The following is a 24,418-nucleotide window of genomic DNA, read 5'->3' as shown; positions in this document are numbered from 1 at the left end:
TCAAAGAACCTGAGAGTGGGTAAAAAGAAGCTATACAAAAAGGAGGGATCTCAACTGAGCGAATTTATTGAATTTGTAAAAATCAATTCCACAAGTATGTTTAACCTAACGATGGAGCATATCATCCTTGTTGGAATGGCGATTCTTATTGCTATTGTTACTGGTGTTAGTATAGGTATTTATTTAACAGTGAACGACACGTTAGCTGAAACGGTTTTAGCAGCAGCTTCAATCCTTTTAACGATTCCAAGCTTAGCTCTCTTTGGAATTATGATTCCGTTCTTTTCCATTATTGGGCACGGCATTGGTTTTGTCCCCGCACTAACAGCTCTTGTACTCTACTCTCTTCTACCTATTATTCGTAATACGTATACAGGTATTAAAAATGTAGATCCAAATGTAATTGATGCAGCAAATGGACTAGGTATGAAAAAAATGCAGCGCTTAATTCAAGTCGAAATACCGAATGGATTGCCTGTTATGATGGCAGGTATTCGTACGGCAGTTGTCATGAATATTGGTATTGGTGTCATTGCTGCATTTATTGGTGCCGGGGGACTAGGCTCATTGATTGTACAGGGGATTTCTCGAGGGGATATGTATTCCATTGTTGCTGGTGCTGTGCTCGTTTCCTTACTTGCAATTATCGCTGATACCATTCTGCTAGTACTGCAGAAATGGTTTACACCAAAAGGAGCAACTCACTAAAGGGGGATAACACGTGATTTCATTTAAAGAGGTAACTAAAACGTATACTGGTGACAAAAACGCAGTGAATCATGTTTCCTTTGATGTTAATGATGGAGAGATTGTTATTTTCTTAGGGCCATCAGGGTGCGGAAAAACAACATTATTACGTATGGTCAATAAGTTGGTTTCATTAAGTGAAGGTGATATTGAAATAGATGGTGAACCGATTTCAACGCTGGATACAATTGAACTACGTCGTAAGATCGGCTATGTTATTCAAAGCAATGGATTGTTTCCGAACATGACCATTGAAGACAATGTCATGGTTGTTCCAAACTTATTAAAGTGGGGCAGTAAAAAGAAAAAAGAGCGGTACAACGAACTGATGAAGCTTGTTGGACTCGATCCAAAAGAATTTCGAAAACGTTATCCAAGTGAGCTTTCTGGTGGACAACAGCAGCGGGTAGGTGTAGCAAGAGCACTAGCAGCAGATCCACCAATTATGTTAATGGACGAACCTTTTGGAGCTCTTGACCCACTGATTCGTGAACATATTCAAGATGAGTTTTTAGATATCCAGCGAAAAGTGAAGAAGACGATTTTGTTTGTTAGTCATGACATTGATGAAGCGATTCGGATGGCGGATAAGATTGTCTTAATGCGCGAAGGCGAAATTATGCAATATGGTACACCATCAGAAATTTTAATGAAACCATCTAGCACGTATGTTTCTGATTTTATAGGAAAAGACCGAGCCATTAAAATGCTTAGTCTTCATACCGTTGATGAGTTAAATAAAGAAATTGGTTTACTAGAATGTCAAGAAGATATTGCTGATTCAAAACAAATTCATTTAGATGCTGATTTGAAAAATACCCTTTCTATCTTATTAAACCAAGAAGCAGAACAAGTTTGTGTATACGATGACGAAGACAATATACGTGGTGCTATTACGATTGATCTAATCCAACAGTTCCTTCATCAGAAATTAGGTAATCAAAAAAGCAAAGCGGCGGTGATCGCTTGAAGACACAAGCCATCGTAACAAATTGTGTTCGGTTACTATTGTTTTTATTAGTGGCAGTCTTTCTTTACTGGACAGCATCAGAAGGAATGTATATACATCTGTACGAATCGTCAGGTGAATTTTTGCGCCTGCTAGGCGAACATGTGGCGCTTGTCCTCGTATCGTCGTTAGTAGCTGTTTTAGTAGCACTACCGTTAGCTGTTTTTGTCACGAGGCCAAAGTTTCGACGAGCAGAGTGGATCACGTCAAACGTTGCCAACTTAGCTCAAACTATACCGAGTTTGGCCGTTGTGGCACTGATGATTGGAATTTTAGGGATTGGCTTTGTTCCAGCTGTATTTGCCTTATTTATTTACTCTGTCCTTCCGATTTTCAGAAATGCAGCTGCTGGTTTTAGTTCAGTAAACCCTGATCTTATTGATGCTGGTAGAGGAATGGGCATGAAGCCGATTGACATTTTCTTTAAAGTCGAAGTTCCCAATGCGGCATACGCTATTATCGGTGGTTTAAGAACGGCCATTGTTTTAAATGTCGGTACTGCTGCTTTTGCCTATTTTATTGGCGGAGGCGGACTAGGGCTGTGGATTTTTACTGGAATTGAACTGTACGATAATTCCTACCTTATTTCTGGTGCTGTACCAGTTACTCTGCTAGCGATCTTTTTTGATTATTTGCTAAGAGGCGTTGAGCGCTTATTAACGCCTAAAGGTATGCGAATATCGAAAAAGCAAGCTCATTTAAAAACGACGGCAACCGCATAAGGGGGAAAAAGATGAACAAGTTACGACGTTATATGAGCGGTTCAGTTGTCCTCTTAGGTGTATCCTTAAGCGGTTGTAGCTACTTAGGCTTCGGGGACAGTATTACAATAGGTGCTAAATCGTTCACAGAGCAATATCTTTTATCGGAAATGACGTATTTTATTCTCGAAGATGCGGGATATCAGGTTCGACAAGTAGAGAATTTAGGAAGTAATGTCCTTCGCTCTGCTTTAGAAAATGGTCAAGTGGATGTGTCTTGGGAGTACACAGGAACAGCGATTGCAACGTATTTAAATATGGAGCCAATCACAGACCCTGAAGAAGCATACGAAACACTCCAAGAAGTAGACAGAGAGAATGGACTACACTGGATGAACATTTCAAATGTGAACAATACGTACGCGCTCATCATGAACCGTGCACAGGCCGAGGAGTTAGAAATTCAGTCGTTGTCTGATTTAGCTCAATACGTGAAAGACAATCCAGGTGAAATTCGGATGGGTACCGATGCCGCGTTTGCCAATCGGGCGGATGGTCTTCCAGGTCTTCAAGAAACATATGAATTTGAATTTGGGAATGGAAACATTGAATACATGGATGCTGGGTTATTGTACGAAGCGTTGTACAATGAGGAATTAGAAGTAGCAATGGGGTACGAAACGGATGCAAGGATTGATGATTATGACCAAATCATTTTAGAAGACGATCACACCTTTTTTGCTCCTTATAATGCAGCTGTACAAATTCGTTTAGATGTATTTGAAGACAATCCAGAAATTGAACAGTTGTTGCAACCACTAGCGGACATTCTTGATAGTGAAAAAATGCGAGCCTTAAATTATCAAGTTGATATTGAAAGGCAAAGTGTGGCCATCGTTGCCTATGAATTCCTCGTTGAAGAGGGATTGATAGAAGAAGAGAGCTAATATGAATTAAAATAAATGGTAAGATTTTGTTTTGACAAAAGAGTCGCAACACGGTAGTATACAAAGACAACTAAATCGTTAACACTTATCAAGAGCGACTGAGGGAATAGGCCCGTTGACGTCCAGCAACCTCCACATTTATTTGGAAGGTGCCAAATCCTACAGAATCATTTTATTCTGGAAGATAAGTCGAAAAAACAGACCGGTTTTCGATGCTTCTTTCATCATGAAAGAAGCATTTTTTATTTGGGAGTGAGTGGATGATTGAAGCGCGTGAATTAACAAAGATTTATAAGAGCAAAAAAAGAACGGTTATTGGTGTAGATAATGTTTCGTTTAGAGTCGAAAAAGGAGAAATATTTGGCATTGTTGGTTATTCAGGTGCAGGAAAAAGTTCACTCCTACGCTGTATGAATTTGCTAGAACGTCCAACAAGCGGAACCATTAATGTTGACGGTATTGATTTAACGAAACTAAATTCAAGCAGGCTACGGGAAGCTCGTTTAAAAATTGGAATGATTTTTCAACACTTTTATTTGATTAATCAGAAGACGGTTTATGGAAATATCGCATTTGCACTTAAAGCAGCAGGAGTTGAACAGAGCACTGTCCCAACAAGGGTGGACGAACTGCTCAAGCGTGTGGGTCTTTCCGATAAGCGAGATGCGTACCCTGCCCAGTTAAGCGGTGGACAAAAGCAACGGGTTGGTATAGCGAGAGCACTTGCAAATAACCCACGTGTTTTGCTATGTGATGAAGCCACTTCTGCACTTGACCCGACAACGACGAAATCCATCTTGCAGTTACTTCAATCGTTGAATAAGGAATTAGGTTTAACGATCGTCCTTATCACGCATGAAATGAACGTTGTAAAAGAGATTTGTCATAAGATGGCGGTGATGCAAGATGGCAAAATTGTTGAACAAGGTAACGTATATGACTTGTTTGCCGAACCGAAAGAAGAATTAACAAAAGAATTTATTGAGAATGTTGTTTCGTTTAACGTTCCAGAGCGAACCCTTGCGCAGTTTACGGGTACTATTGCAAAAGTGGTATTTAAAGGAGAGATTGCTGGAGAAGGTATTATTTCTGATATGCTACAACAATTTTCGTTAAACGGTAATTTCTTACATGGTGCCATTGAATATATTGATGGAAAGCCTTTAGGTATTTTTATCCTTGAGCTTCAAGGAGAAGCGGTGGCCGTTAAACAAGCATTGGCTTATATTGAAAAGCGTTCTGCTGAAGTGGAGGTGATTCGTGATGGACATTCCCCACTTAATTGAGATGTTGCCTACAATGTGGAGTGCATTTCTTGAAACACTGTTGATGATTAGTATTTCCACCGCTGTGGCGATTGTTATCGGCTTTCCGTTAGGGGTTGTGTTGTTTGCAACAGATCGGGGCTTATTTTGGGAGAATCGTGTGGTGCAGAATGTGTTAGGTGTTTTTGTGAATATCATACGTTCGATACCATTTATCATCTTACTCGTTGCATTATATCCGTTTACGAACCTTATTGTAGGAACGACAACCGGTCCTGTTGCAGCAAGTGTTTCGCTATCAGTAGCAGCCATTCCTTTCTTTGCTCGAATTGTGGAGAGTGCTATGCGTGAGATTGATAAAGGGATGATTGAAGCAGCTGTTGCTACAGGTGCAACACCATGGATGATTATTAAAGATGTGTTGTTTTTAGAAGGCAGAGCCTCAATGATTCAAGGATTAACCTTAACCGTCATTAGTCTTGTTGCCTATTCAGCAATGGCTGGTGTGATTGGTGGAGGCGGTGTTGGGGATTTAGCAATCCGTTATGGTCATTATCGCTACGACAATACCATTATGATTTCAACGGTCGTAATTTTAATTGCGTTTGTTCAAGTATTGCAATTACTTGGAGACTCTATTGCAAAAACGACAGATAAAAGAAAATAGACAATTAAAGGAGAGAAACAAATGAAGAATACCAACTGGATTTGGAGTGTAGCTACACTTGGAGCATTAGTAACATTAAGTGCATGTGGTGACAGTAATGCAGGAGAGGATAGTCAAGAAATAAGTTTTGGTGCGACAGCCGGACCGTATAGTGATATGCTCACAAAAGCCATCGTTCCTGGCCTTGAAGAAAAAGGGTATTCTGTTACGATCAATGAATACCAGGATTATATTATCCCAAATCGTGAGCTTGCCAATGGCACAGATGATGCAAATTTATTTCAGCACCAAGTCTATCTAGATGCTTTTGCAGAAAACAATGATTTAGACTTAGCTAGCTTAGTAACGGTACCAACTGCCCCAATGGGTATCTACTCAGAAGCGTACCAATCGCTAGAGGACATTGAAGATGGTGTAGAAATAGCGATACCTAATGACCCGACCAATGGGGCAAGAGCCTTTTTAATGTTAGAAGATGCTGGCTTAATTACATTTAAAGACGAAATCGATCCGTTAACAGTTTCTATTCAAGACATTGATGAAAACAAACACAATCTCCAATTTGTTGAACTCGAAGCCGCGCAGCTTCCAAGAGAAGTAGGGCAAAAGCCACTCACTGCCGTGCCAGGTAATTTTGCTCTTTCGGCAGGGTTGGATTTAACAACGGCATTAGAGTTGGAAGATATGGCTGATCAATACCGAAATGTGGTTGCGGTTCGTTCTGAAGACGTAGACGGACAATTAGCTCAAGATATTCAAGCGGTTATTGAATCGGACGAATTTGAAGCTGTCATCGATGAAGAGTTTGAAGGGTTTGGAAAGCCAAACTGGATGGAACAGTGAGCTCGCTTATCGTTCGTGGTGCACCACAGGAATATGTTTTTGCAGAAGGCGTCTTATCTGAGTTAGAAGAAAGGCTAGTAGCACGAAAGTATAAGCGAGTGCTTGTCGTTCACGGTCATGCTTCTTGGAAAGCCATTGCTGCTTTTTGGCCAGAATTGAAAGAAGTTGAAGCAACATATGAGCCTTATGCTGGTCTGTGTTCAGTAGCTGAAATGAGACGTTTAGCAGAAATGGCGCTGGATGGGAACTATGATGCACTTATTGGAGTAGGAGGAGGAACGTTAATGGATGCCGTAAAGGGGACAGCTCATCTCCTTTCTCAGCCATATGTACTTATTCCAACTCTTGCTTCTAATTGTGCACCGTGGACACCCATTTCTGTTATCTATAATGAGGAAGGGGTTTATACTCACTTTGATGTGTATGAACAGAATGCAAGTCTGCTATTAGTAGACCCACATGTATTGCTTACAACACCGAAGGCTTTTTTTCTTGCTGGAATTGGAGATACACTGGCGAAATGGTACGAGGCCGATGTTCAGCTTCGTGCCATTACAGATAGGCGTGCAGCACTTGATATCTCTTATTATGCTGCACAGCTTTGTCAGTCTGTATTACTTGAAAAAAGTGAAGAAAGCATAAAGTCGTTAGCAGATAAAGAAGTATCAAGCGCCTATTGTAAAGTAGTGGAAGCAATCATTATGCTAGGTGGTATGGTCGGAGGGTTTGGAGACAAATATGGACGTATTGCAGGCGCTCATTCGATCCATAACGGCTTAACAGCATTGAGAGAAACTCACGATGTTCTGCACGGGGACAAAGTGGCTTACGGTATTCTTGTCCAGCTTGCTTTAGAAGAAAATTGGAATGAAATTGAACGGTTAATACCTTTTTATCATAAAGTGGAACTACCCACTTCATTAGTCAATTTAGGGATTGACGTAGGTTCAGCGGATTTAAACGAGGTATGTGAAAAAGCGACGATTCAAGAAGAGTCTATTCATGTTATGCCAGGCGTCATCAGTGCAGTAGACGTACGAAAAGCAATTGATCAAATTGAAGAATGGAACAAAAACCGACCGGTTTGGTAACCGGTCGGTTTTAACGTGTGTTATTTATCTTTGGGAGGTCGTCTAAGTGCTTGCCAGCCAAGATAGAAATCAACTGCAGCTACAAAAGCGAGCACGACTGGGAAAATCCCCCACCCATTTGCTTCTACTTGAATATACGTTAAATAGACAAAAAGAAAGGCAAGTAGAATGTAGAAGAAACCATAGAATCTCATAATAATATCATTCCAATCATAGTAGAGATGAAAGTAGCCGTGTCCATAAACTCATTAATTTTATCAATGAAGAGTACTTGAACAACAACGACAAATGAATTTAGTGCAATGTGGGCGATAATTGGAACAATGATTCGTTTTGTTTTCACATAAAGGAAGGCGAAGGCAAAGCCCATTGCGCCATAAATGAGAATATGTTCAAAATCAAAATGAATGACAGCGAAAATAAGAGAACTAATTAACCCTGCAACGAAAAAGTTTGTGCGGCGATATAGCCAGCCAAATATTGCTTTTCTGAAAACCAGTTCTTCTATGATCGGACCTATAACAGCAATAACAATAATGAACGGTAAAAATTCTTGTGCAATCGCAACTAAATCCGCCGTATTCTCAGACCCTTGATCAATGCCAAACAACAGAGACTGAAGTAAGCCGGCGACAATTTGTGTCCCAAATACTAGAAAGATACCGATAATGGACCAAGCAACGGTTTCGCCTGTTTTCATTTTAGGTTCTCTTAACCCACCATCTAGCTGTTCGTCTCGACGTAAAATCAGTAAAATAACAACAAGACCGACAGTAAATGAGAGTATGGACGATAGACCGATTAAAAGGGCTTGGTTTGTGACGTTGAAAATCGATGCAAGTAGAGTAGAAGCAACTAAAGCAAGTCCTGTTTGCATCACAATATAGGCAAGTACAACGAGTGCGTATCGCATCGTTACTGTATTTCGACTAACCATTCGCGACGTTAGAAACGCAATGGCAACTGTTAATGGAACAGCAAGAAGAATGGATAGCCCGCTATTCATAGTTAAAACACCTTGAAAAACGACCACAAGCGTAAACGCTACAGCAATTTGCATAATAACGAAAAACAAAATTCCTAAGCTATAATAGATCTTATTCACAAGCGAACTCCTTTACACATGATCAGTCTAAATTCCCACTCATCATACCATATTATGCATTCGTTTTCCTTTTCAGACCCTTTTTAAAGAAACTGTCCAAAAAAAAGTCAGGCTTACCTCTTGCAAAACGCGAGCAGAATGATTATCATAGGAAATGTGTTAGCACTCATCACAAACGAGTGCTAATAATAATCACTACATACGTCTTCAAAGGAGGGTGTTTTCCTTGTTAAAACCATTAGGAGATCGCATCATTATTGAGCAAATCCAATCAGAGGAAAAAACAGCGAGTGGGATTGTACTACCTGACTCTGCACAAGAAAAGCCGCAAGAAGGCAAGGTCGTAGCTGTAGGTACAGGTCGTGTAACAGAAAACGGTGAAAAAGTAGCGCTTGAAGTAAAAGAAGGCGATTCCATCATCTTCTCAAAATATGCAGGTACAGAAGTAAAGTATGAAGGTACGGACTATCTTATTCTTCGCGAAAGCGATGTTCTAGCAATCATTGGCTAAAAGCTAATAAAGAACGAATAAATTCGAACCAACATACAGGAGGCAGATACAATGGCTAAAGATATTAAGTTCAGTGAAGAAGCACGTCGCTCGATGCTAAAAGGTGTAGATACATTAGCGAACGCTGTAAAAGTAACGCTTGGACCAAAGGGTCGTAACGTTGTATTAGAAAAAAAATTCGGTTCACCATTGATTACAAATGACGGTGTAACGATTGCGAAAGAAATTGAGCTTGAAGATGCATTTGAAAATATGGGTGCGAAACTTGTTGCAGAAGTAGCAAGCAAAACAAACGATATTGCTGGTGATGGTACGACAACTGCTACAGTTCTTGCACAAGCCATGATTCGTGAAGGTCTTAAAAATGTTACATCCGGTGCGAACCCAATGGGCATCCGTAAAGGTATCGAAAAAGCAACAGCAGCAGCAGTAAAAGAGCTAGCTAGCATTTCAAAGCCAATTGAAAGCAAAGAGTCGATTGCGCAAGTAGCAGCGATTTCTTCAGCTGACGAAGAAGTAGGCCAAATCATTGCAGAAGCAATGGAGCGTGTAGGAAACGACGGCGTTATTACTATTGAAGAATCAAAAGGTTTCTCTACAGAGCTTGAAGTAGTAGAAGGTATGCAGTTCGATCGTGGCTATGCATCTCCATACATGGTATCTGATTCAGATAAGATGGAAGCGGTTCTTGATAACCCTTATATCCTCATTACAGATAAGAAAATCTCAAACATTCAAGAAGTACTTCCAGTTCTTGAGCAAGTTGTTCAGCAAAGTCGTCCGATCCTTATCATCGCTGAAGATGTTGAAGGTGAAGCGTTAGCAACACTTGTTGTGAACAAATTACGTGGCACATTTAATGCAGTAGCTGTTAAAGCGCCTGGATTCGGTGATCGTCGTAAAGCGATGCTTGAAGATATTGCGATTCTAACAGGTGGAGAAGTCATTACGGAAGATTTAGGACTTGATCTTAAATCAGCAACAATTGATTCTCTAGGACGTGCCAACAAAGTTGTTGTAACGAAAGAAAATACAACAATTGTTGAAGGTGCTGGAAACCCAGAACAAATCGCTGCTCGAGTTGGTCAGCTAAAAGGTCAAGTAGAAGAAACGACTTCTGATTTTGACAAAGAAAAGCTACAAGAGCGCCTAGCTAAATTATCTGGTGGTGTAGCAGTTCTTAAAGTAGGAGCTGCAACAGAAACAGAAATGAAAGAGCGTAAACTACGTATTGAAGATGCGTTGAACTCTACACGTGCAGCAGTAGAAGAAGGTATTGTTGCTGGTGGTGGTACGGCTCTTATTAACGTTATTAAAGCAGTTCAAGCGGTTGAAGCGGCTGGAGACGAAGCAACTGGTGTGAATATTGTTCTACGTGCATTAGAAGAGCCAGTTCGTCAAATTGCACACAACGCTGGTCTTGAAGGATCTATCATTGTTGAAAAATTGAAGTCTGAAGCGGTAGGTGTTGGTTACAACGCAGCAACAGGCGAGTATGTAAACATGGTGGAAACAGGTATTCTTGATCCGGTTAAAGTAACACGTTCTGCTTTGCAAAATGCAGCTAGCGTATCAGCTATGTTCTTAACGACAGAAGCTGTAATCGCTGATAAGCCTGAGGAAAACGAAGGCGGCGGCATGCCTGATATGGGCGGCATGGGCGGAATGGGCGGCATGGGCGGCATGATGTAAATCATCCCCCTGAAACCTTGATTTGATAGGGTTTATGAGGTAATTTAAGATGATTCTTCTTGAAAAACTAACATAAAACTAACATTTTTCAAGAAGAAATTTTTTTGATGATGTTCTCGTGGAGGTTTGATACTTGCGCGGGAGCATCTTTTTTCATTTTTTTAGTTACATGAGTGTAAACTTTCATAGTGGTTGCTACATCTTCATGACCGACTCTTTCCATAATGGTAGGTAAGTCAACTTTAGCTTCTGTTAACATACTGATATGAGTGTGCCTGAAAATATGAGGTGTAGCATGTTTAGTTATATTGGTCATGTTAATTAACCGTTCCATACGATCAGCTACATTTTTAGTTACATACGGATAACCATTAGGACGACAAAAAACAAAATCTTTGTCGTGAAAATCATCATGCTTCGTTCTTAACCTCATTTTCCGCTCATCATTACTCCTAACTAATGATTTAAGCATTTTCATTACGGACTCTTCCATCTCGATGGTTCGAATAGAGCCTATCGTCTTTGGTGTGTTCAGTTCGTAACTCTTCATATTATTGTTTTCGTTATAAAGAGTCTTGTATATGCTTATTGTATTGTTTTGAAAATCAAGATCTTCTTTCTGTAGGGCGCACAACTCCCCTGGGCGCATTCCTGAGAAGGCTAAAGTATAAAATCTTTCCATATCTAATTCAAGCGCATTATTTGTTAGAGCTTCGAAAAATAAATTTAATTCATCGTGATCTAAATATTTTTCTTCGACTGGGTCTTTCTTTATGTCTTCAACCGTTTTAATTTGTTTAGGTATAGAAACCCCGTCATTTGGATTGTGTTTAATTAATTGTTCTCTTAATGCGTATTTGAAAATCATACCGGCTGTTCCATTGATGCTTTTTATGCTATTTAATGAATATCTTTCGGGCAGCATGTTAATGAATTTCTGGTATACAGAATGAGTGATACGGTCAATTGGGACCTTAGCGAAAGAACGATTTAAAACATTAATATCTTTTTCTCGAATACGAACTGACCCTCTCTTTTTGCCAGAGAGCGCATATGTGGCAATCCATTCTTCTGCCATTCGATCAAATGTTTTTGATTTCAGTTGCCTTGAACTAAAGCCACTATCTTCTCGTTTAGCTATTTCCTTCTCAACTTTTAGTTTTGCTTCTTTCTTAGTTTTTCCTCTTCGAGCTATTTGCTTCCTTTTGCCTGTGACTGGGTCGGCGGGTCCATCGGCCATAGCAACCCATCGGGTTTGTCCGGATTTTAAGGTGACAGTCTCAAAATACATAAATAGTCTCCTTGGTGTTGAGTTTGTTTTTAGACACGATTGTCTTTATCCTTCTTATATAGTACATATTGAATCATTTGAAGAGCTTCATCTTTTTGTTCATCATTCATGTCATTCCAATTGGCAAACAATACTTTTGCTTTAGGATCTTTTAAAGCAGCTTCAATAACATCATCTTCGGACTCGGTATTAGTTTTACCGATCAACCAATCAACTGATACATCATACAGAGTAGCCATTTTATTAAGGATATTTGTATCTGGATCACGATAATCTCTTTCATAACCAGACAAAGTCCCGTTTGATATACCGAGTTTTTTACTTGCTTCGATTTGTTTTAATCCCGATTTTAGTCGGGCCTCTTTTAAACGCTCACTTAGTACACTCATCGTAAACACCTCTTTCGTAATATACCATTATTAAGCAGTAAATTTAATATTTTAAGCGAAAAGCGTAAAAAACATAAAATTAATGTTGACTTAAGCGTTACGCACATTTATAATAAAAATATATTAAGCGTAACGCTCACTTAGGAGGTGAGAAAAATGAAGGCAGTACATCTTAAAATTGAAGAAATAAGAAAAGAAAAAGGTGTTACAAAAACTCACATTGCTACTAAATGCAATCGTACAGTTGCTTGGTATTACGGTATTTCTACCGGGAAGAGGCAACCGAATGTATTGGCGCTTCAAGCCATAGCAGACGCATTAGGTGAAGATGTAAGAAATTTTTTTGAAAAATAATTAAGCGTTACGCGTAAATAAAAGGAGGAAATTAAATGCCTAACTTTTCATTATCAACTGAAGAAGTTTCTACCATAGTTGGTGAGCTTAAGAAAGAATTGGTTCCTATCATTATAAAAGAAATTGAAGCCGAAAGAAGTCTTCCACCACTTTTAACACGTAAGCAATTTATGGAATTATGCGATATTGGTGAATCAAAATGTGCCGAATTATTTAATCGCTCTGATTTTCCTGTCTTGAGAGAACTTGGTTATCCGAGGGTTCCGACTAACTTGTTCTTCGAATGGGTTAATAAAAACACGAATAACGCTCAAGAAATAATGTTTTCCATTAAGGCTATGTAGTCAAATTCATTATATGGTCACAGCGTTTTTATTTCAATAAGGAGGCTTAACAATGATAGAAACAACATCAGAAATCAAACGCCGCTGTATAGCCCTTGTACAAGAGGATTATGCGGAAGGATCACCACACACGCTCATTGATCGCTCATTCTTTAGAGATTTTGACCGACTTAAAGGCGTTATCGCATTAGAGCTACACAAGCATGGGTTTCGCACATTAAGCATTCAAGGAGATTTGTTGGTAACTAAATTCTAAAGAGGAGGTGAAACACATGGATAACATTATGGAACAGCTCCAAATGCCGTTTAAAGCAGAAGATATTGAGTGGCGGGTGCAGAGAGCAATGAAGACAAAAAAAGGGCCGAAAGCAACTGTAATGGCATATGTGACGAACCGAGCTATCATGAATCGTTTAGATGAAGTGTTCGGCGTAGGTGGGTGGAAAAACGAATATGTTGAGTGGAGACAAAAAGGCGTTATGTGCGGTATCACAGTCAAAATTGGCGGTGAGTGGGTCACGAAATGGGATGCTTCTGATGAAACGAATATCGAGAGTACCAAAGGCGGTTTCAGTGGGGCTATGAAACGAGCGGCTGTACAGTTTGGTATTGGTCGTTACCTTTACAATCTTGATGAGTATTGGGTGGATATAAAAGACAAAGGTCAATTTTATATTAAATCAGGCAAAGGTAATGATGAAATAACAGGTCGATGGGATGCACCTACATTACCTGCATGGGCGTTACCGAGTAATAATCAACCAAACAATAATCCTACCCCAAGTCACTATCAGGAATTATCTGTTATTGATCTAGAAGCTAAGTGGGAAACGTTAGCTGGCACAAAGGATGGCTTTGAAAAATTCTTTAATGACAAAATTGATGAAGGTCACTCTTACGAAAAAATTAATGATTTTTTACAGAGGAAGATAGATGAAAAACAAAAATAGAGCGCTCACAACCACGAAAGCGCTCTAACATAAAAAGGTTAGTCCAATTATAACACACTTTTCAAATAATGGAGGAATTAATATGACTGAATTACAGAAGCAGGTTGAAGCAATTTTAAACGATGGTGAGCAGGCTGAGGACTTTACCGTATCAAATATGGAGGATGCATTGGTAGCTGACGCTCGCATCATGTACCACAAAGGTAAGCAACAAGAGATTCAAGATATGCTCGACAGTCAATTGGAAGCTCTCAAAAACAAGGAGAATCGCTTGAAAGAGTGGGCAGAAGAGGCTAAAAGACCTTATCTGGAATCCGAGCAATTTTACACGCATCGATTAGAGTTTTTCCTTCGAGAGCAATTGGAAGGTGGGCTGAAAAAGAAATCCATTGAACTACCGAATGTGAAGCTGAAAATGGTTAAACAACAGCCTGAATTTACGAAAGACGAGGACATGCTCTTTAAATATGCCAAAGCTAACGAAATGGTCAAGGTGAAAGAATCGACTGACTGGTCAGCTATTAAGAAAGCGGCCAAGGTTATAAACGGTGTACTGATCGACGAGAACGGCGAACAGATACCCGGTGTAGAAGTAACGCCACGCCCTGACAAATTTAGTCTTGAGGTGATCAAATGAGTGCTAAATCAAAGGAAATCACAAACGCTCAGTTGTTGGTAGATAGAATCATTTGCATAGGGCTAGGAGCGATTTTAGCCATTGGGTGGTTAAGCATATGAGCGATACACAACAGGCTTTACAAGAATGGCTGTCACACATACCTGACAGCCTACACAACGACATACGCAATGCTTTAAAGCAGATGGGGGATAAACGTGGATCTTAAACAGCACTTGGAACATCCATTTTATAAAGAGGCGCATGAGTACAGAGAAGCCGTTCGTAGAGAACAAATAGAGAAGGGGTGTCATAAGTACCCTAAACCCTTTACGCCTTCTGATTGGAGCAACAGCGATCTAGCAAAGCACGCCATGCAAGAGAATGTCGATCAAGCCGTATACATTAGCGGCATGTTAGAGCGGATGGAAGAGCAGCAGGATTTTATCAACCGTTTGTATATCGGGTTTGTAAATGTGACGGATGAACACAAGCAATACGTAGGCGACCACCAAGTAGATAAGGTTGTCCGTGAAACTATTAGACCAACAGATTTACGATTGATTTCAAAGAACAAGTAGTATCCATAAACTGTAGGGGAGGAATTTAAATGGCTGTAATTTATTGTGAAATTTGCGAACGTGAATTAGAACGAGAAACTGGCATATGCGAGGAATGTGTTAGTGACATTGAACTCGGAATTATTAATCCAGAAGAATACGGATGGTAATTCGCAGTATGACCAAACAGCGATAAGGAGGATTAAACATGGTCGCCTTAAATGATCGTATAGATGATCTTGCAGAGGCTGTAAAAATATTAGCTTATCATCAACGATTAAGAAATGATTTGAGAGATACAGAGGTTGAAATGGCAAAGAAAATTGTCGGCAAACCATATGAGTGGGGCACGTACAAAGGTTACCTTATTGCTGGATCAAAACCTCATAAAGTGACCGCTGTTTTAAAGTGCGAGAAGACGGGCCATGAAACACATTGGTTTTATGATGCACATCATATTTACGACCGGATTATTAAATAAGCAAAGGGAATCGGAGTTACTAAACAATTAGGCTATTAGGAGGATCTTATGACGACAAACTTAAAAGATTCACAGGTGACAGCGGTATTAGAAATCAATGGAGAAGTTCACTTGTTAGCTATGGAACAGGAACATTATGAAGCTGTATCGACACTTGTAAAAATGAGCGCTACAACTGCTTATCCAACTGGTAAGAGTCAAACGGAATTACGTGAGTTTTTAGGAATAAACAATTAGGCTACTGCCACTAGGAGGATAAGCATGTCAGCATTTAAAGGTAATCGAAAAACAAATGATATTGATTTTGGTGATTACGTAAAGATCGAACAGCAAAGATACGGAGTAGCGAACGAATGGTATGTGCACAAAGTAATAGGTGCTCTTGAATCTAATACGTGGGTTGAAACGCCAATTGAAATTAGTGGCAAACCAGTCAATCATGACGAGATAAAAAAAGTGCTTAATGTAATATGTTGCGGAGTAGATGAAACCGAAGTATTTAGAGTACTTGAAGAGGATTGCGTACTTATAGAACGATGATACTGCCTATATAGGAGGGAAAACGTTTGAAATCAATATTTAAATATAACTTGAAATTGGTTCTTACACAAAATTTGGAATTGCCAGAAGGGGCAAAAGTTTTATCAGTTGCCAATCAGAAAGATCAGTTAGTTCTATGGGCTATAGTCGATCCAGAAGTAAAAGAAATGGATGATTATACAGTCGTAATCGGAACGACAGGGAATCCATTACTTGATACAGCAAGTTATATGGATTTTATAGGAACTGTAATGTTTGATAATGACACGTTCGTGGCTCACGTATTTTGCGAGAAGCTATAGGAGGGGAAACGGATGCATGAAGTTAAATTTAATTTTGAAGTAGATGGCACCAAAGTAGAGAAGGTACAGACATACAGTACAGAGCCAACTCTGGAGCAAATTAAAAAAGATATGCAAGAGTGGTTCATGAGTGAATGCTACATGTGGTTCGGTTATGAAGAGAACGGCGTTTACAGGAATTTAGCGGATTACGAGTAAGGCTACTACTGTATAGGAGGAATCACTATGAGCGAAATATTAGGCATTGAATCAGGAAGATACATGGATGATGAGTGTTACTTTGTTGGAAAGTTAGCTAACGGTAAGAGTGGTTTAATTGTAACGGAAATCAAAAACTCAACTCTTGATTATGAGGATCATGTTCATACTCAGTATGACATCTATGTTAACGATCAGTTGTACAAGTCGTGGGTAAATGTGCCAGTGAAACTAAGTTACTTTCAGGTATAGGAGGAAGAGGGATGATCTGTTACAAGTGCTCAAGTGAAATGCAGCATACCGACAGTATTAGAAACTTTAAATGGTTTATATGCAAGACCTGTAATTCTAAAGCGCATCAAGTAATTGGATCATCTAGTGAAGTTATGAAGGTAGTCTGGCATAACATTGCTGTGTTAAAAGGATTTGATGCTGATTAACGCTCCCCTCTGTGGGGAGTATCACACTTGGGAGGGAAAATGTATGAAATTGTATTATTCAGATCTAGCAGCTTTAATTTCATTTCTACAAGATAAAGCGGATGAAGAGAAATATAACTCGAGTACGGTTGATGAATTAATTAAATACCTTGATGAAAAACCAGATGGCTTTATTAAGCTAATTATTAATGAGGACTACGAGGGGGATGAGCGTGAATAAAAGGCAGAGAAATAAAATTATAAAAAGAAGTCGCGATAAGTTTCCTTTAACTACGTTAGAAAGTCGAGTAATAGGAAGATGTATAGAGTCTAGCATAGCAAAAGCATTGATCCGACATTAGCTATAAGGGGAGTCAAACTCTCCTTTCAGCACGTTTCGAAACCGAACATACGTACTTAACATCTGGCTAAAAGGTCGAACGCGCCATTTGTCGAAACGTCTCATTACATACTAAAAAGGAGCTGATCACATTACCGTGCGCGCCCCTCCTTCCAGTTAGATTAATTTCGCAACTGGACCTAAACATTTAATTTTCCGTATCTCCTTCCATGCTCATAAGGTCGGAGAGCTTGCAGTCAAAAAAGTCACATAAGGTTTGTATTGTTTCAAAATCTACTCTTGTTGTGTTGTTGTCGTAGATCTTCGTAAGAGTAGGACGACTAATGCCAGTCTTCTTTGCAAGATCGTTTATGCTTTTGATTCTGTTCTTGCCCATAAGAACGTGAAGATGGAATTGCACTTTTCGCATTGTAATCCTCCCTTCCAAATATGTTATCTAGCTTTACAAATATGTTAAACCAAAAGAGCTTTTTATGCAAGTGATTTACCTAAAATGATAGTCTTATTTTACTATATTGTAATTGAAGCTTTACAATAATGGTAAAGTGAAATATAATTATCTACAACAGGAGGTGAAAGAATGGCTCGTTTCAACTTGGAAGAAATGATGTCCAAAGCAGAAATCAAGTCCATTAGTGAACTAAGTTCAATATCGGGAGTTAGTAGACCAACACTACACAGTTGGAAGTTGAATCAGGTATCGAGAATTAACATACCTGTCGCGGAGAAAGTTTGCGAAGCTCTTAATTGTGAAATGGCTGAGCTCATTTCCCTAGATTGATTATAAGATCACTTCCGAGGAGGTGGTTAAGTGGACAAGTTGTAGCGATGAAGCTGTTCTCAATGGGATTGCAGCTTCGGAGCTAATACGAAACGAGCAGCAGGAGCTTTCCTTAAAAACAAAAAGGAGGAATTGACTATGAATGAACTTGTTTTTATTAACAATCACAGAGTAGTAACTGATAGTTTGACTGTCGCTGAGAGGTTCGGGAAAACTCACGATAAAGTTTTGAGGGATATTAGAAACCTTGAATGCAGCAAAGAATTTTCACTCGCCAATTTTGGAGAGTCAACTTACACGAACGAGCGAGGCAGAGAGTACCAAAAGTATTACATTTCTCAAGATGGATTTGCTTTTCTTGTCATGGGATACACAGGGAAAGATGCTAGTCGCTTTAAAGAGACTTATATAAATGCCTTCAATGAAATGAGGGACAAGCTTCTAAGTGTCGCACAACCGTCTTACATGATTAATGATCCAGTAGCAAGAGCGAAAGCGTGGATCAAAGAACATGAGGAGAAACAGCAGTTAGAGCTTCTTGCGGCTGAATACGAAGAGAAAGCAGACTACGTTGACCAAATACTTAAGTCATCTGGAACGATGCTTGTAACGCAAATAGCGGCGGATTACGGACTAAGTGCAAAAGCACTTAACAAGATCCTCCATGAAGAGGGTGTACAACGTAAGGTTGGTAAGCAGTGGGTTTTATACAACAAGCATATGAACAAGGGCTATACCAAGTCTCATACACACATTGATGATGGCGGTAACTCAAGACCTAACACACATTGGACTCAGCAAGGCAGATTATTCATCCATGAAATTATGAAAAAGCGCGGCATTGAAGCGTTAGAAGACAGAAAAAAAGCCACTGCGGCAACAGAGGCTAGTTAATTCCGTATCAAATATTAGGTACTAACAGTATACCATAAAAGGCTTGCTGTTAGTACAACTTTTTAGCAAATAGCAACTATTTTTTAAGGGGAGTTACAAATGGCTAAATTCAGACAGGTACAAACAAAATTTTGGGATGATCCTAAAGTGACTGAGGAACTTACACCAGAGGACAAGCTGTTCTTCCTATATCTGCTTACAAACAAACATACAACTCAAACAGGCATCTATGAGCTTATGAAAAAGGTTGCGGCTTTCGAGATTGGTTATTCGCCAGAGAGTATCAAGTCTCTGTTTGATCGCTTTATCAACCATCACAAGTTAATTAAATACAACGATCTAACGAAAGAGATCGCTATAAAAAACTGGGGGAAATATAACCTTAATCGCGGAGGTAAGCCAGTTGAGGATTGCGTCAAAAAAGAGCTATCTCAAGTCAAAGATAAAACGTTGATCGAGTATGTAAGTGATTCAATTGAAAATCAGAAGCTAAAATCCATCTACGATACGTATAGCAAGGCTTTCAACGATACGTACCACGATACGTCGGAAAAAATTCAACAAGAAGAAGAAAAAGAAAAAGAAGAAGAAAAAGAAGAACAAAAAGAAGAACAAAAAGAAGAAGAAAAGAAAAATCTCTATTTTGACTTCGTCAAACTTACGGAATCCGAACTTAACAAACTCGTTGATGATCTTGGAAAAGATATAACAAGAGATCTAATGATTAGGCTTAACGATTATATAGGCAGTACAGGAAGAAGATACAAAAGCCACTACTTCACAATAAAGTCTTGGTCTAGAAAAGGAGGCGTTAAGGTTGATTCAGGCAACAGCAAGGGCAATAAGCCAAGTGATGGAGCAGAATACGACGAACTTTCCCTCTAAAGACGGTGGGGCTGAATGCCCCCATTGTGGAGAGTTTATCCCGCAAATGAAGGTTGAGATTCTTAATCGAACAAAGATTGTTCAGCCAGTGTGTGAGTGTGTGACTCGCAAAATGAAAGAAGAAGAGATTAAGAGAGAGCGATTCGTGCAGGATAAAACAACTAAGCGTTTGTTTAATATCTCGACTATGGGTGAGAAATTCGCCAATTCAACGTTTGAAAGCTTCATTCATCGATCAGGAACGGAAAAGCCATTTAAAGCGGCGCGGAAATACGTGAATGAGTTTGAAGAGTTCGGCGGTACATCTTTAGGAATCTGGGGTAGCTACGGCAACGGTAAAAGTCATATAGCTGCAGCAGTGGCAAATGAATTAAATAGTAAAGGACATACGGTTGTTTTCCAAACGACAAAGGACATGTTGGACAAGCTCAAGAGCACGTTTGGTGACAAGAGCAATTTTAAATACGACGAAGTAATAAGGGCATTGGTAACATGCGATTTGCTTGTGCTAGATGATATAGGGGCTGAAAAAGTAACGGAATGGGTGGAAGAGACGTTCTTTGGCATCATAGACCACCGTTATCGTAAGAAGCGCCCAATTTTCTATACAAGTAATTTAAAGCCATCTGAACTGCATGAGAAGATCGGTGGACGTTCAGTGGATCGGCTAAGTGAAATGTGTATCACGATTGAAAATAAAGCAACGAGCTATCGAAAAGAGCTTGCGAAAGAGCGTTTAATAAATTTTGCGAAAGATTTGGAGGCATAAACCATGTGTAAATGTACAGTAGGTAAAAACATACCAGGGGGATGGTTAATAACCCCCTGCACCTGTGAAGAGTCAGATTACAAATATCAGCATTATCTTAACGAAACACGACCAAGACGTATGAAACAACTAGCAGAATTGGAGGCGAGGCTTCGTGATGAAGAACGAACAGCACTTGCCCAATAGAACGTGGGCAGAGCAAAAGATTAGCTTAAAAGAGGGCGCTTATGTGGCGGGTATCCAGTTCAACTATCTATGGACACCTGAAGAAAAGCGAGAGTTTAAAAAGCTGTGGAAGGAAGGCAGAGGAGTCATGGACATTGCCGAGCACTTCAATCGATTCTGGGTAGATGTTTTTATTCTAGCTGCTGATTTTGTAGATAGAGGAATATTAAAAGAGCGAGAAAGGCCGTTCTTCCAATGAAAGAGATAAATGGAGAGTGGCTAGATATTGACCAAGCCTTTGATAAGTATGAGAAGTACGTGAAAATAGCTGCCCTTAAAAGATTTAACCAAGCAAAGGCATACGGGATGGAATTTGCCGATGTCTACAACATTAGTGCTATAGGGTTTACTAAGGGCTACCATTCGTATGATGAAAAATTCGGGAAGTCATTCGGATCACATGCCTTTAATAATGCTACGTTTGAAATTTTAAAAGCATTTCGAGATACAAACATAAAGATTCATGTGCCCAGAACGGTTAAAGAGAGTTTGTTGAGTATTAAGAAGATACCGAATTATGAATCTAAAACGGTTGATGAACTGAGTTTTTTAATTGGAGCGAAAAAAGATTTGGTTGAACAAGCGATAATTTGCATAAATCAATCTTTTGTATCTAGTGATAAGCAGATTAAAAATCAAAAAGGGAGAAGAATAGAAGATTACCTTGAATCGGCGCCATTAGACGAAACACAAGTTTTCGTCGAAGAGTTTTTCTCAAAATTAAATTATAAAGACAGGCAAATGCTCAAGCTTTATTTACAAGAGCACACTCAAAGTGAAATTGCTGAGATATTCGGAATAACACAAGCTCATGTTGGACGGATATTGCGAAAAAAGATAGCTAAATCATGGCAAGAATACGCGGAGGTGTAACGATGCAAGACCTATCGCAACAGTTCAACCCTGTTCCTAAGTTTAAGGAGAAGCGGCCAAAGAAAAGCAAGAAGATGCAGCAATTCAAAGGCGTTAAGATTCCATCGCGTAAAACGAGAGGGCAGATATGCAAAAAGGATTACGAGAAGGCAATGGAATACTGGGGCGACGGATGTGCAATGACAGGTCACACAGCGATAGAAATGCACCACGTAAAGTTTAGGAGTCAAGGCGGTAGAGGATCATGGCGCAACCTTGTGCCGTTGGTTGAATCACTGCATAAGAAATGCCATCAAGACCGATCACATGCCGATTATTGGCGAGAAGAGCTAGAATCTCGCTTCGGGAAATGGTATTGGGCAGATCGATTCGACCTTTACAAAGAAGGGTTAATACCGAACGCAACGCATGAAGCATTCGAAAAATTCATGATAGCGGAGCAAGAAAAATGCGGTGGTTAACGTACCATCGAGAAGGCGAAGAGCGATTGTTAGTCATCCAGATATACGCAGAGGGAGAAACGGAACGAAATGTAGCGAAAGATAAAATACCGGGCAGGGTGAGAAAGCCTCTGTCCGATTGGGAGGGAGTAACCCATGAGTGAAGCTCCTTATACGCATTGTAAAAGGTGCCAGCGCAAGCTAATGAGTCCAGAAAGCCAAATGATCGGGTACGGAAGAGTTTGCGCTGAGAAAGTCAGGTACATGCAATCTATGGATCTAATAACACTATTAGGAGGCAATGAAGAACATGTTAACGATACAACATAACGGCGACAACACAGCAGACATATACAAAGGCATCAGCATAGTAGCTAGGTTGGCGCGTCAGGCTAATGGAACAGTGGCGGTAAAAGTACTTACAGACGGACATGACGAGATCGCAGACGACGAGCAAAAAGCTCTGTTAATCATAAAGGAGCGAGTATAGATGGGTTTGCCTATTGAAAAGCAGACCTTTTACTCCATTACTATCGGGAAAGACATCCACGACATAACTGGAAGAAAAAGAACCAGAATGGGTTACGTTGTACTGTTAATTAAAACCCATCCAAATGGTGATGTATCAGGCTATGTTATGGAACACAGGGTTATAATGGAACATCATTTAGGGCGTTATTTAAAAAGTGATGAAGTTGTACACCACTTGAACGAAATTAAGCACGATAATCGACTGACTAACCTAGAAGTGATGAATCATACGGATCATACAGTTATGCATCATACAGGATTGAAAAGATCCGAAGAGACAAGAAAAAAGATATCCAAAAAAGCAAGGCAACGATATAAGGATCGGAAAGATCACCCTTTCTATAAAGATGTGGATGAACAGTTAAAGCAATTCTTTCTCATGGGCAAGAAACCGACAGAAATTTCGCGTCTTTTAGGGATTTCAAGAAGGTCTGTTTATAACAAAATAAGCTATCTAAATTTAAAGGAGGATAATAACAATGCTCAATAGAGTAATTTTAGTTGGTCGCCTTACGCGCGATCCTGAGCTTAAATTTTTGGCTAATGGAACGGCTGTAGCGAACTTTACAATTGCCGTAAATCGACCATTTTCTAATCAACAAGGAGAAAGAGGAGCAGATTTTATCAACTGTGTTATATGGCGCAAACCAGCAGAGAACGTTGCTAACTTCCTCAAGAAAGGAAGCCTAGCGGGTGTGGATGGCAGAATACAGACGCGCAGCTACGACAACAACGAGGGGAAGAGGGTTTTTGTGACTGAGGTAGTCGCAGAGTCGGTGCAGTTCCTAGAGCCGAGGAATAGCCAAGGTGGAGGCAATAACACGAATAACAATAACGGTAAGTACGACAACGATCCGTTTGCAAATGACGGTTCGATTGATATTAGTTCGGATGATTTACCATTTTAAGAAAGGGTGAATGCTGTGGCTAAGACAGAATTAACCCTTCAACTTGAAAGGGCCATATACAAAGCGACTATCAAGCAAGGGACTTTTGGTGGCTTCGAGGTAACAATTGGCTGGTTTGGCAAAGAGCGCGTGGATTACATGACTTACGACACAAAAGGTGTTTGGCGTTGTTATGAAATTAAAGTGTCTGTTGCGGATTTTAGAAGCAAAGCAAAAAAGACTTTTGTCGGTCACTTAAACTATTACGTTATGACCGAGGAGCTTTTTGACAAGGTAAAGGATGAGATACCGCCGGGCATTGGAGTTTATGTGCATGGGTGGTGCAAAAAGAGAGCGCGCAAACAGGAACTTTTAATTGATGAACAGGTGTTAAAAGATAGCATGATTCGATCACTAGCTAGAGAAGCGGAGAAGTTATTTAACGGCAATGATCCCGACTTTGTAAATTATATGAATCGTCGTATCAGTTATGAACGGTCGCAGTATGAACGTATGAGAGATGAATACTCCAACTACCGCAGAGAAGTCGAAGAGAAATACGGCCGTAGGTGGAATAGACAGGAGATGAAACAATGTTAATTACATTTCAAATCATTTTAGCAATCATGATCGTAATATTTGGACTCGGAACAATCGGAGAAAAACACGAAGAAGACAAACGAACATATAGCTTGGTGACATGTGTAGCAATAGCGGCAATGGCAGTAACCATTATATTTTAGGAGGCGC

The 24,418-nt window shown here is 39.7% G+C and carries 42 protein-coding genes and 1 riboswitch; of the genes, 37 read left to right on the top strand and 5 right to left on the bottom strand.

The genetic code is table 11. From position 1 onward, the window contains the following. The first annotated feature begins 15 nt into the window (after nt 1–15). The 8 genes from FPV17_RS17120 to FPV17_RS17085 all read left to right on the top strand — a co-directional run bounded on the left by FPV17_RS17120 (nt 16) and on the right by FPV17_RS17085 (nt 7,270). Complete coding sequence (locus FPV17_RS17120) at nt 16–708, top strand: ABC transporter permease (protein ID WP_281284307.1); 693 nt, start codon at nt 16–18, stop codon at nt 706–708. A 13-nt stretch (nt 709–721) separates the two neighbouring features. Next, the gene (locus tag FPV17_RS17115) at nt 722–1,717 is read left to right on the top strand and encodes an ABC transporter ATP-binding protein (RefSeq protein WP_035395355.1); all 996 of its coding nucleotides are present in this window, start codon (nt 722–724) and stop codon (nt 1,715–1,717) included. Beyond that, nucleotides 1,714–2,478: an ABC transporter permease gene (locus FPV17_RS17110; protein WP_246117057.1), complete on the top strand. Its 765-nt coding sequence runs from the start codon at nt 1,714–1,716 to the stop codon at nt 2,476–2,478. Before FPV17_RS17115 ends, FPV17_RS17110 begins: the two co-directional genes overlap by 4 nt. Before the next feature lie 11 nt (nt 2,479–2,489). Beyond that, nucleotides 2,490–3,404, top strand: coding sequence for a glycine betaine ABC transporter substrate-binding protein (locus tag FPV17_RS17105; protein ID WP_052008017.1), 915 nt, complete (start codon nt 2,490–2,492; stop codon nt 3,402–3,404). Between the two features lie 82 nt (nt 3,405–3,486). Further along, a riboswitch (SAM riboswitch) is annotated at nt 3,487–3,595 on the top strand. A gap of 69 nt (nt 3,596–3,664) precedes the next feature. Continuing rightward, entirely contained in the window at nt 3,665–4,690 is a 1,026-nt protein-coding gene (locus FPV17_RS17100; RefSeq protein ID WP_144559599.1) for a methionine ABC transporter ATP-binding protein, read from the top strand. After that, nucleotides 4,668–5,336, top strand: coding sequence for a methionine ABC transporter permease (locus FPV17_RS17095; RefSeq protein ID WP_035395353.1), 669 nt, complete (start codon nt 4,668–4,670; stop codon nt 5,334–5,336). Before FPV17_RS17100 ends, FPV17_RS17095 begins: the two co-directional genes overlap by 23 nt. Nucleotides 5,337–5,357: 21 nt before the next feature. Continuing rightward, complete coding sequence (locus FPV17_RS17090; RefSeq protein ID WP_144559597.1) at nt 5,358–6,179, top strand: MetQ/NlpA family ABC transporter substrate-binding protein; 822 nt, start codon at nt 5,358–5,360, stop codon at nt 6,177–6,179. Further along, on the top strand, nt 6,176–7,270 hold the full coding sequence (locus tag FPV17_RS17085) for an iron-containing alcohol dehydrogenase family protein (protein ID WP_144559595.1): 1,095 nt from the start codon (nt 6,176–6,178) through the stop codon (nt 7,268–7,270). The genes FPV17_RS17090 and FPV17_RS17085 overlap by 4 nt, the downstream gene beginning before the upstream one ends. Nucleotides 7,271–7,290: 20 nt before the next feature. On the opposite strand, the gene FPV17_RS17080 is transcribed toward FPV17_RS17085, so the two are convergent. Both FPV17_RS17080 and FPV17_RS17075 read right to left on the bottom strand, forming a co-directional pair. Then, on the bottom strand, nt 7,291–7,464 hold the full coding sequence (locus FPV17_RS17080; protein ID WP_144559593.1) for a DUF4305 domain-containing protein: 174 nt from the start codon (nt 7,462–7,464) through the stop codon (nt 7,291–7,293). Next, nucleotides 7,461–8,375: a CPBP family intramembrane glutamic endopeptidase gene (locus tag FPV17_RS17075; protein ID WP_246117056.1), complete on the bottom strand. Its 915-nt coding sequence runs from the start codon at nt 8,373–8,375 to the stop codon at nt 7,461–7,463. The genes FPV17_RS17080 and FPV17_RS17075 overlap by 4 nt, the downstream gene beginning before the upstream one ends. Before the next feature lie 226 nt (nt 8,376–8,601). On the opposite strand from FPV17_RS17075, the gene groES reads away from it, so the two are divergent. Further along, a complete protein-coding gene (groES, locus tag FPV17_RS17070; protein ID WP_035395350.1) occupies nt 8,602–8,886 on the top strand; it encodes a co-chaperone GroES in 285 nt (94 codons plus the stop codon). 51 nt (nt 8,887–8,937) lie between these two features. Continuing rightward, nucleotides 8,938–10,578: a chaperonin GroEL gene (gene groL / locus FPV17_RS17065; protein WP_055736533.1), complete on the top strand. Its 1,641-nt coding sequence runs from the start codon at nt 8,938–8,940 to the stop codon at nt 10,576–10,578. 88 nt (nt 10,579–10,666) lie between these two features. On the opposite strand, the gene FPV17_RS17060 is transcribed toward groL, so the two are convergent. Beyond that, complete coding sequence (locus FPV17_RS17060) at nt 10,667–11,869, bottom strand: site-specific integrase (RefSeq protein WP_144559591.1); 1,203 nt, start codon at nt 11,867–11,869, stop codon at nt 10,667–10,669. Nucleotides 11,870–11,898: 29 nt separating this feature from the next. Further along, complete coding sequence (locus FPV17_RS22420) at nt 11,899–12,258, bottom strand: helix-turn-helix domain-containing protein (RefSeq protein ID WP_144559589.1); 360 nt, start codon at nt 12,256–12,258, stop codon at nt 11,899–11,901. 156 nt (nt 12,259–12,414) lie between these two features. Here FPV17_RS22420 and FPV17_RS17050 point away from each other — a divergent pair, with 156 nt between their 5' ends. The 13 genes from FPV17_RS17050 (at nt 12,415) to FPV17_RS22060 (ending at nt 17,263) form a co-directional block, all read left to right on the top strand. Beyond that, nucleotides 12,415–12,612: a helix-turn-helix domain-containing protein gene (locus FPV17_RS17050; RefSeq protein ID WP_144559587.1), complete on the top strand. Its 198-nt coding sequence runs from the start codon at nt 12,415–12,417 to the stop codon at nt 12,610–12,612. Nucleotides 12,613–12,647: 35 nt separating this feature from the next. Further along, complete coding sequence (locus tag FPV17_RS17045) at nt 12,648–12,956, top strand: DNA-binding protein (RefSeq protein ID WP_144559585.1); 309 nt, start codon at nt 12,648–12,650, stop codon at nt 12,954–12,956. 52 nt (nt 12,957–13,008) lie between these two features. Further along, on the top strand, nt 13,009–13,212 hold the full coding sequence (locus FPV17_RS17040; protein ID WP_144559583.1) for a hypothetical protein: 204 nt from the start codon (nt 13,009–13,011) through the stop codon (nt 13,210–13,212). Nucleotides 13,213–13,228: 16 nt separating this feature from the next. Further along, nucleotides 13,229–13,906 carry a Rad52/Rad22 family DNA repair protein gene (locus FPV17_RS17035; protein ID WP_144558492.1) on the top strand — a complete coding sequence of 226 codons (678 nt, stop codon included), beginning with the start codon at nt 13,229–13,231 and terminating at the stop codon, nt 13,904–13,906. Between the two features lie 82 nt (nt 13,907–13,988). Further along, nucleotides 13,989–14,543 (top strand): host-nuclease inhibitor Gam family protein, encoded by a 555-nt coding sequence (locus FPV17_RS17030; protein ID WP_144558493.1) that lies wholly within the window; start codon nt 13,989–13,991, stop codon nt 14,541–14,543. A 197-nt stretch (nt 14,544–14,740) separates the two neighbouring features. Next, nucleotides 14,741–15,103 carry a hypothetical protein gene (locus FPV17_RS17025; protein ID WP_144558494.1) on the top strand — a complete coding sequence of 121 codons (363 nt, stop codon included), beginning with the start codon at nt 14,741–14,743 and terminating at the stop codon, nt 15,101–15,103. A 187-nt stretch (nt 15,104–15,290) separates the two neighbouring features. After that, the gene (locus FPV17_RS17020; protein ID WP_144558495.1) at nt 15,291–15,563 is read left to right on the top strand and encodes a hypothetical protein; all 273 of its coding nucleotides are present in this window, start codon (nt 15,291–15,293) and stop codon (nt 15,561–15,563) included. Between the two features lie 48 nt (nt 15,564–15,611). Beyond that, complete coding sequence (locus tag FPV17_RS17015) at nt 15,612–15,800, top strand: hypothetical protein (protein WP_144558496.1); 189 nt, start codon at nt 15,612–15,614, stop codon at nt 15,798–15,800. 24 nt (nt 15,801–15,824) lie between these two features. Continuing rightward, nucleotides 15,825–16,103 (top strand): hypothetical protein, encoded by a 279-nt coding sequence (locus tag FPV17_RS17010; protein WP_144558497.1) that lies wholly within the window; start codon nt 15,825–15,827, stop codon nt 16,101–16,103. A gap of 26 nt (nt 16,104–16,129) precedes the next feature. After that, entirely contained in the window at nt 16,130–16,405 is a 276-nt protein-coding gene (locus tag FPV17_RS17005; RefSeq protein ID WP_144558498.1) for a DUF7352 domain-containing protein, read from the top strand. A gap of 12 nt (nt 16,406–16,417) precedes the next feature. Next, nucleotides 16,418–16,603 (top strand): hypothetical protein, encoded by a 186-nt coding sequence (locus FPV17_RS17000; RefSeq protein ID WP_144558499.1) that lies wholly within the window; start codon nt 16,418–16,420, stop codon nt 16,601–16,603. Between the two features lie 27 nt (nt 16,604–16,630). Further along, nucleotides 16,631–16,855, top strand: coding sequence for a hypothetical protein (locus tag FPV17_RS16995; protein ID WP_144559581.1), 225 nt, complete (start codon nt 16,631–16,633; stop codon nt 16,853–16,855). Between the two features lie 231 nt (nt 16,856–17,086). Beyond that, complete coding sequence (locus tag FPV17_RS22060) at nt 17,087–17,263, top strand: hypothetical protein (protein WP_186370643.1); 177 nt, start codon at nt 17,087–17,089, stop codon at nt 17,261–17,263. A 307-nt stretch (nt 17,264–17,570) separates the two neighbouring features. Here the strand turns inward: FPV17_RS22060 and FPV17_RS16990 are convergent, their stop codons facing one another. Then, a complete protein-coding gene (locus tag FPV17_RS16990) occupies nt 17,571–17,792 on the bottom strand; it encodes a helix-turn-helix domain-containing protein (RefSeq protein WP_055737400.1) in 222 nt (73 codons plus the stop codon). 171 nt (nt 17,793–17,963) lie between these two features. On the opposite strand from FPV17_RS16990, the gene FPV17_RS22545 reads away from it, so the two are divergent. From FPV17_RS22545 to FPV17_RS22050, 14 genes are all read left to right on the top strand, one after another. After that, nucleotides 17,964–18,164: a helix-turn-helix domain-containing protein gene (locus FPV17_RS22545; protein ID WP_055737401.1), complete on the top strand. Its 201-nt coding sequence runs from the start codon at nt 17,964–17,966 to the stop codon at nt 18,162–18,164. Nucleotides 18,165–18,302: 138 nt separating this feature from the next. Next, nucleotides 18,303–19,058, top strand: coding sequence for a Rha family transcriptional regulator (locus FPV17_RS16980; RefSeq protein WP_144559579.1), 756 nt, complete (start codon nt 18,303–18,305; stop codon nt 19,056–19,058). Nucleotides 19,059–19,157: 99 nt separating this feature from the next. Continuing rightward, entirely contained in the window at nt 19,158–19,943 is a 786-nt protein-coding gene (locus FPV17_RS16975) for a replication protein (RefSeq protein WP_144559577.1), read from the top strand. Further along, nucleotides 19,876–20,712 carry an ATP-binding protein gene (locus FPV17_RS16970; RefSeq protein WP_246117055.1) on the top strand — a complete coding sequence of 279 codons (837 nt, stop codon included), beginning with the start codon at nt 19,876–19,878 and terminating at the stop codon, nt 20,710–20,712. Before FPV17_RS16975 ends, FPV17_RS16970 begins: the two co-directional genes overlap by 68 nt. Before the next feature lie 154 nt (nt 20,713–20,866). After that, a complete protein-coding gene (locus FPV17_RS16965) occupies nt 20,867–21,136 on the top strand; it encodes a hypothetical protein (protein WP_144559576.1) in 270 nt (89 codons plus the stop codon). Further along, the gene (locus FPV17_RS16960; protein WP_144559574.1) at nt 21,133–21,810 is read left to right on the top strand and encodes a sigma-70 family RNA polymerase sigma factor; all 678 of its coding nucleotides are present in this window, start codon (nt 21,133–21,135) and stop codon (nt 21,808–21,810) included. Before FPV17_RS16965 ends, FPV17_RS16960 begins: the two co-directional genes overlap by 4 nt. 2 nt (nt 21,811–21,812) lie before the next feature. Then, on the top strand, nt 21,813–22,271 hold the full coding sequence (locus FPV17_RS16955; protein ID WP_144559572.1) for an HNH endonuclease signature motif containing protein: 459 nt from the start codon (nt 21,813–21,815) through the stop codon (nt 22,269–22,271). Next, the gene (locus tag FPV17_RS22055; protein ID WP_186370642.1) at nt 22,259–22,414 is read left to right on the top strand and encodes a hypothetical protein; all 156 of its coding nucleotides are present in this window, start codon (nt 22,259–22,261) and stop codon (nt 22,412–22,414) included. The genes FPV17_RS16955 and FPV17_RS22055 overlap by 13 nt, the downstream gene beginning before the upstream one ends. After that, nucleotides 22,407–22,580 (top strand): DUF6011 domain-containing protein, encoded by a 174-nt coding sequence (locus tag FPV17_RS22540; RefSeq protein ID WP_367614612.1) that lies wholly within the window; start codon nt 22,407–22,409, stop codon nt 22,578–22,580. The genes FPV17_RS22055 and FPV17_RS22540 overlap by 8 nt, the downstream gene beginning before the upstream one ends. Beyond that, a complete protein-coding gene (locus FPV17_RS16950; protein WP_144558509.1) occupies nt 22,561–22,740 on the top strand; it encodes a hypothetical protein in 180 nt (59 codons plus the stop codon). Before FPV17_RS22540 ends, FPV17_RS16950 begins: the two co-directional genes overlap by 20 nt. Beyond that, nucleotides 22,741–23,271: an HNH endonuclease gene (locus FPV17_RS16945; protein ID WP_144558510.1), complete on the top strand. Its 531-nt coding sequence runs from the start codon at nt 22,741–22,743 to the stop codon at nt 23,269–23,271. Then, complete coding sequence (gene ssb, locus FPV17_RS16940; protein WP_144558511.1) at nt 23,261–23,689, top strand: single-stranded DNA-binding protein; 429 nt, start codon at nt 23,261–23,263, stop codon at nt 23,687–23,689. The genes FPV17_RS16945 and ssb overlap by 11 nt, the downstream gene beginning before the upstream one ends. A gap of 15 nt (nt 23,690–23,704) precedes the next feature. Beyond that, complete coding sequence (locus tag FPV17_RS16935) at nt 23,705–24,268, top strand: hypothetical protein (protein WP_186370641.1); 564 nt, start codon at nt 23,705–23,707, stop codon at nt 24,266–24,268. Further along, on the top strand, nt 24,262–24,411 hold the full coding sequence (locus tag FPV17_RS22050; protein ID WP_186370640.1) for a hypothetical protein: 150 nt from the start codon (nt 24,262–24,264) through the stop codon (nt 24,409–24,411). Before FPV17_RS16935 ends, FPV17_RS22050 begins: the two co-directional genes overlap by 7 nt. The last annotated feature ends 7 nt before the right edge of the window (nt 24,412–24,418 follow it).

It is taken from the genome of Shouchella miscanthi, assembly GCF_007725405.1.
In the GTDB taxonomy this organism is placed as follows: Bacteria; Bacillota; Bacilli; order Bacillales; family Bacillaceae_D; genus Shouchella; species Shouchella hunanensis.
The sequence above is the reverse complement of the archived record's forward strand: the minus strand, read 5'-3'. Positions and strand labels throughout refer to the sequence as shown.

Excerpts from the sequence above, each read along its gene's own strand:
- FPV17_RS17105 (WP_052008017.1), top strand. The coding sequence starts at position 2,490 with ATGAACAAGTTACGACGTTATATGAGCGGTTCAGTTGTCCTCTTAGGT.
- FPV17_RS17100 (WP_144559599.1), top strand. The coding sequence starts at position 3,665 with ATGATTGAAGCGCGTGAATTAACAAAGATTTATAAGAGCAAAAAAAGA.
- FPV17_RS17095 (WP_035395353.1), top strand. The coding sequence starts at position 4,668 with ATGGACATTCCCCACTTAATTGAGATGTTGCCTACAATGTGGAGTGCA.
- FPV17_RS17090 (WP_144559597.1), top strand. The coding sequence starts at position 5,358 with ATGAAGAATACCAACTGGATTTGGAGTGTAGCTACACTTGGAGCATTA.
- FPV17_RS17080 (WP_144559593.1), bottom strand. The coding sequence starts at position 7,464 with ATGAGATTCTATGGTTTCTTCTACATTCTACTTGCCTTTCTTTTTGTC.
- groL (WP_055736533.1), top strand. The coding sequence starts at position 8,938 with ATGGCTAAAGATATTAAGTTCAGTGAAGAAGCACGTCGCTCGATGCTA.
- FPV17_RS17060 (WP_144559591.1), bottom strand. The coding sequence starts at position 11,869 with ATGTATTTTGAGACTGTCACCTTAAAATCCGGACAAACCCGATGGGTT.
- FPV17_RS22420 (WP_144559589.1), bottom strand. The coding sequence starts at position 12,258 with ATGAGTGTACTAAGTGAGCGTTTAAAAGAGGCCCGACTAAAATCGGGA.
- FPV17_RS17050 (WP_144559587.1), top strand. The coding sequence starts at position 12,415 with ATGAAGGCAGTACATCTTAAAATTGAAGAAATAAGAAAAGAAAAAGGT.
- FPV17_RS17045 (WP_144559585.1), top strand. The coding sequence starts at position 12,648 with ATGCCTAACTTTTCATTATCAACTGAAGAAGTTTCTACCATAGTTGGT.
- FPV17_RS17040 (WP_144559583.1), top strand. The coding sequence starts at position 13,009 with ATGATAGAAACAACATCAGAAATCAAACGCCGCTGTATAGCCCTTGTA.
- FPV17_RS17035 (WP_144558492.1), top strand. The coding sequence starts at position 13,229 with ATGGATAACATTATGGAACAGCTCCAAATGCCGTTTAAAGCAGAAGAT.
- FPV17_RS17030 (WP_144558493.1), top strand. The coding sequence starts at position 13,989 with ATGACTGAATTACAGAAGCAGGTTGAAGCAATTTTAAACGATGGTGAG.
- FPV17_RS17020 (WP_144558495.1), top strand. The coding sequence starts at position 15,291 with ATGGTCGCCTTAAATGATCGTATAGATGATCTTGCAGAGGCTGTAAAA.
- FPV17_RS17015 (WP_144558496.1), top strand. The coding sequence starts at position 15,612 with ATGACGACAAACTTAAAAGATTCACAGGTGACAGCGGTATTAGAAATC.
- FPV17_RS17010 (WP_144558497.1), top strand. The coding sequence starts at position 15,825 with ATGTCAGCATTTAAAGGTAATCGAAAAACAAATGATATTGATTTTGGT.
- FPV17_RS17000 (WP_144558499.1), top strand. The coding sequence starts at position 16,418 with ATGCATGAAGTTAAATTTAATTTTGAAGTAGATGGCACCAAAGTAGAG.
- FPV17_RS16995 (WP_144559581.1), top strand. The coding sequence starts at position 16,631 with ATGAGCGAAATATTAGGCATTGAATCAGGAAGATACATGGATGATGAG.
- FPV17_RS22060 (WP_186370643.1), top strand. The coding sequence starts at position 17,087 with ATGAAATTGTATTATTCAGATCTAGCAGCTTTAATTTCATTTCTACAA.
- FPV17_RS16990 (WP_055737400.1), bottom strand. The coding sequence starts at position 17,792 with ATGCGAAAAGTGCAATTCCATCTTCACGTTCTTATGGGCAAGAACAGA.
- FPV17_RS22545 (WP_055737401.1), top strand. The coding sequence starts at position 17,964 with ATGGCTCGTTTCAACTTGGAAGAAATGATGTCCAAAGCAGAAATCAAG.
- FPV17_RS16980 (WP_144559579.1), top strand. The coding sequence starts at position 18,303 with ATGAATGAACTTGTTTTTATTAACAATCACAGAGTAGTAACTGATAGT.
- FPV17_RS16975 (WP_144559577.1), top strand. The coding sequence starts at position 19,158 with ATGGCTAAATTCAGACAGGTACAAACAAAATTTTGGGATGATCCTAAA.
- FPV17_RS16960 (WP_144559574.1), top strand. The coding sequence starts at position 21,133 with ATGAAAGAGATAAATGGAGAGTGGCTAGATATTGACCAAGCCTTTGAT.
- FPV17_RS16955 (WP_144559572.1), top strand. The coding sequence starts at position 21,813 with ATGCAAGACCTATCGCAACAGTTCAACCCTGTTCCTAAGTTTAAGGAG.
- FPV17_RS22055 (WP_186370642.1), top strand. The coding sequence starts at position 22,259 with ATGCGGTGGTTAACGTACCATCGAGAAGGCGAAGAGCGATTGTTAGTC.
- FPV17_RS22540 (WP_367614612.1), top strand. The coding sequence starts at position 22,407 with ATGAGTGAAGCTCCTTATACGCATTGTAAAAGGTGCCAGCGCAAGCTA.
- FPV17_RS16950 (WP_144558509.1), top strand. The coding sequence starts at position 22,561 with ATGTTAACGATACAACATAACGGCGACAACACAGCAGACATATACAAA.
- FPV17_RS16945 (WP_144558510.1), top strand. The coding sequence starts at position 22,741 with ATGGGTTTGCCTATTGAAAAGCAGACCTTTTACTCCATTACTATCGGG.
- ssb (WP_144558511.1), top strand. The coding sequence starts at position 23,261 with ATGCTCAATAGAGTAATTTTAGTTGGTCGCCTTACGCGCGATCCTGAG.
- FPV17_RS22050 (WP_186370640.1), top strand. The coding sequence starts at position 24,262 with ATGTTAATTACATTTCAAATCATTTTAGCAATCATGATCGTAATATTT.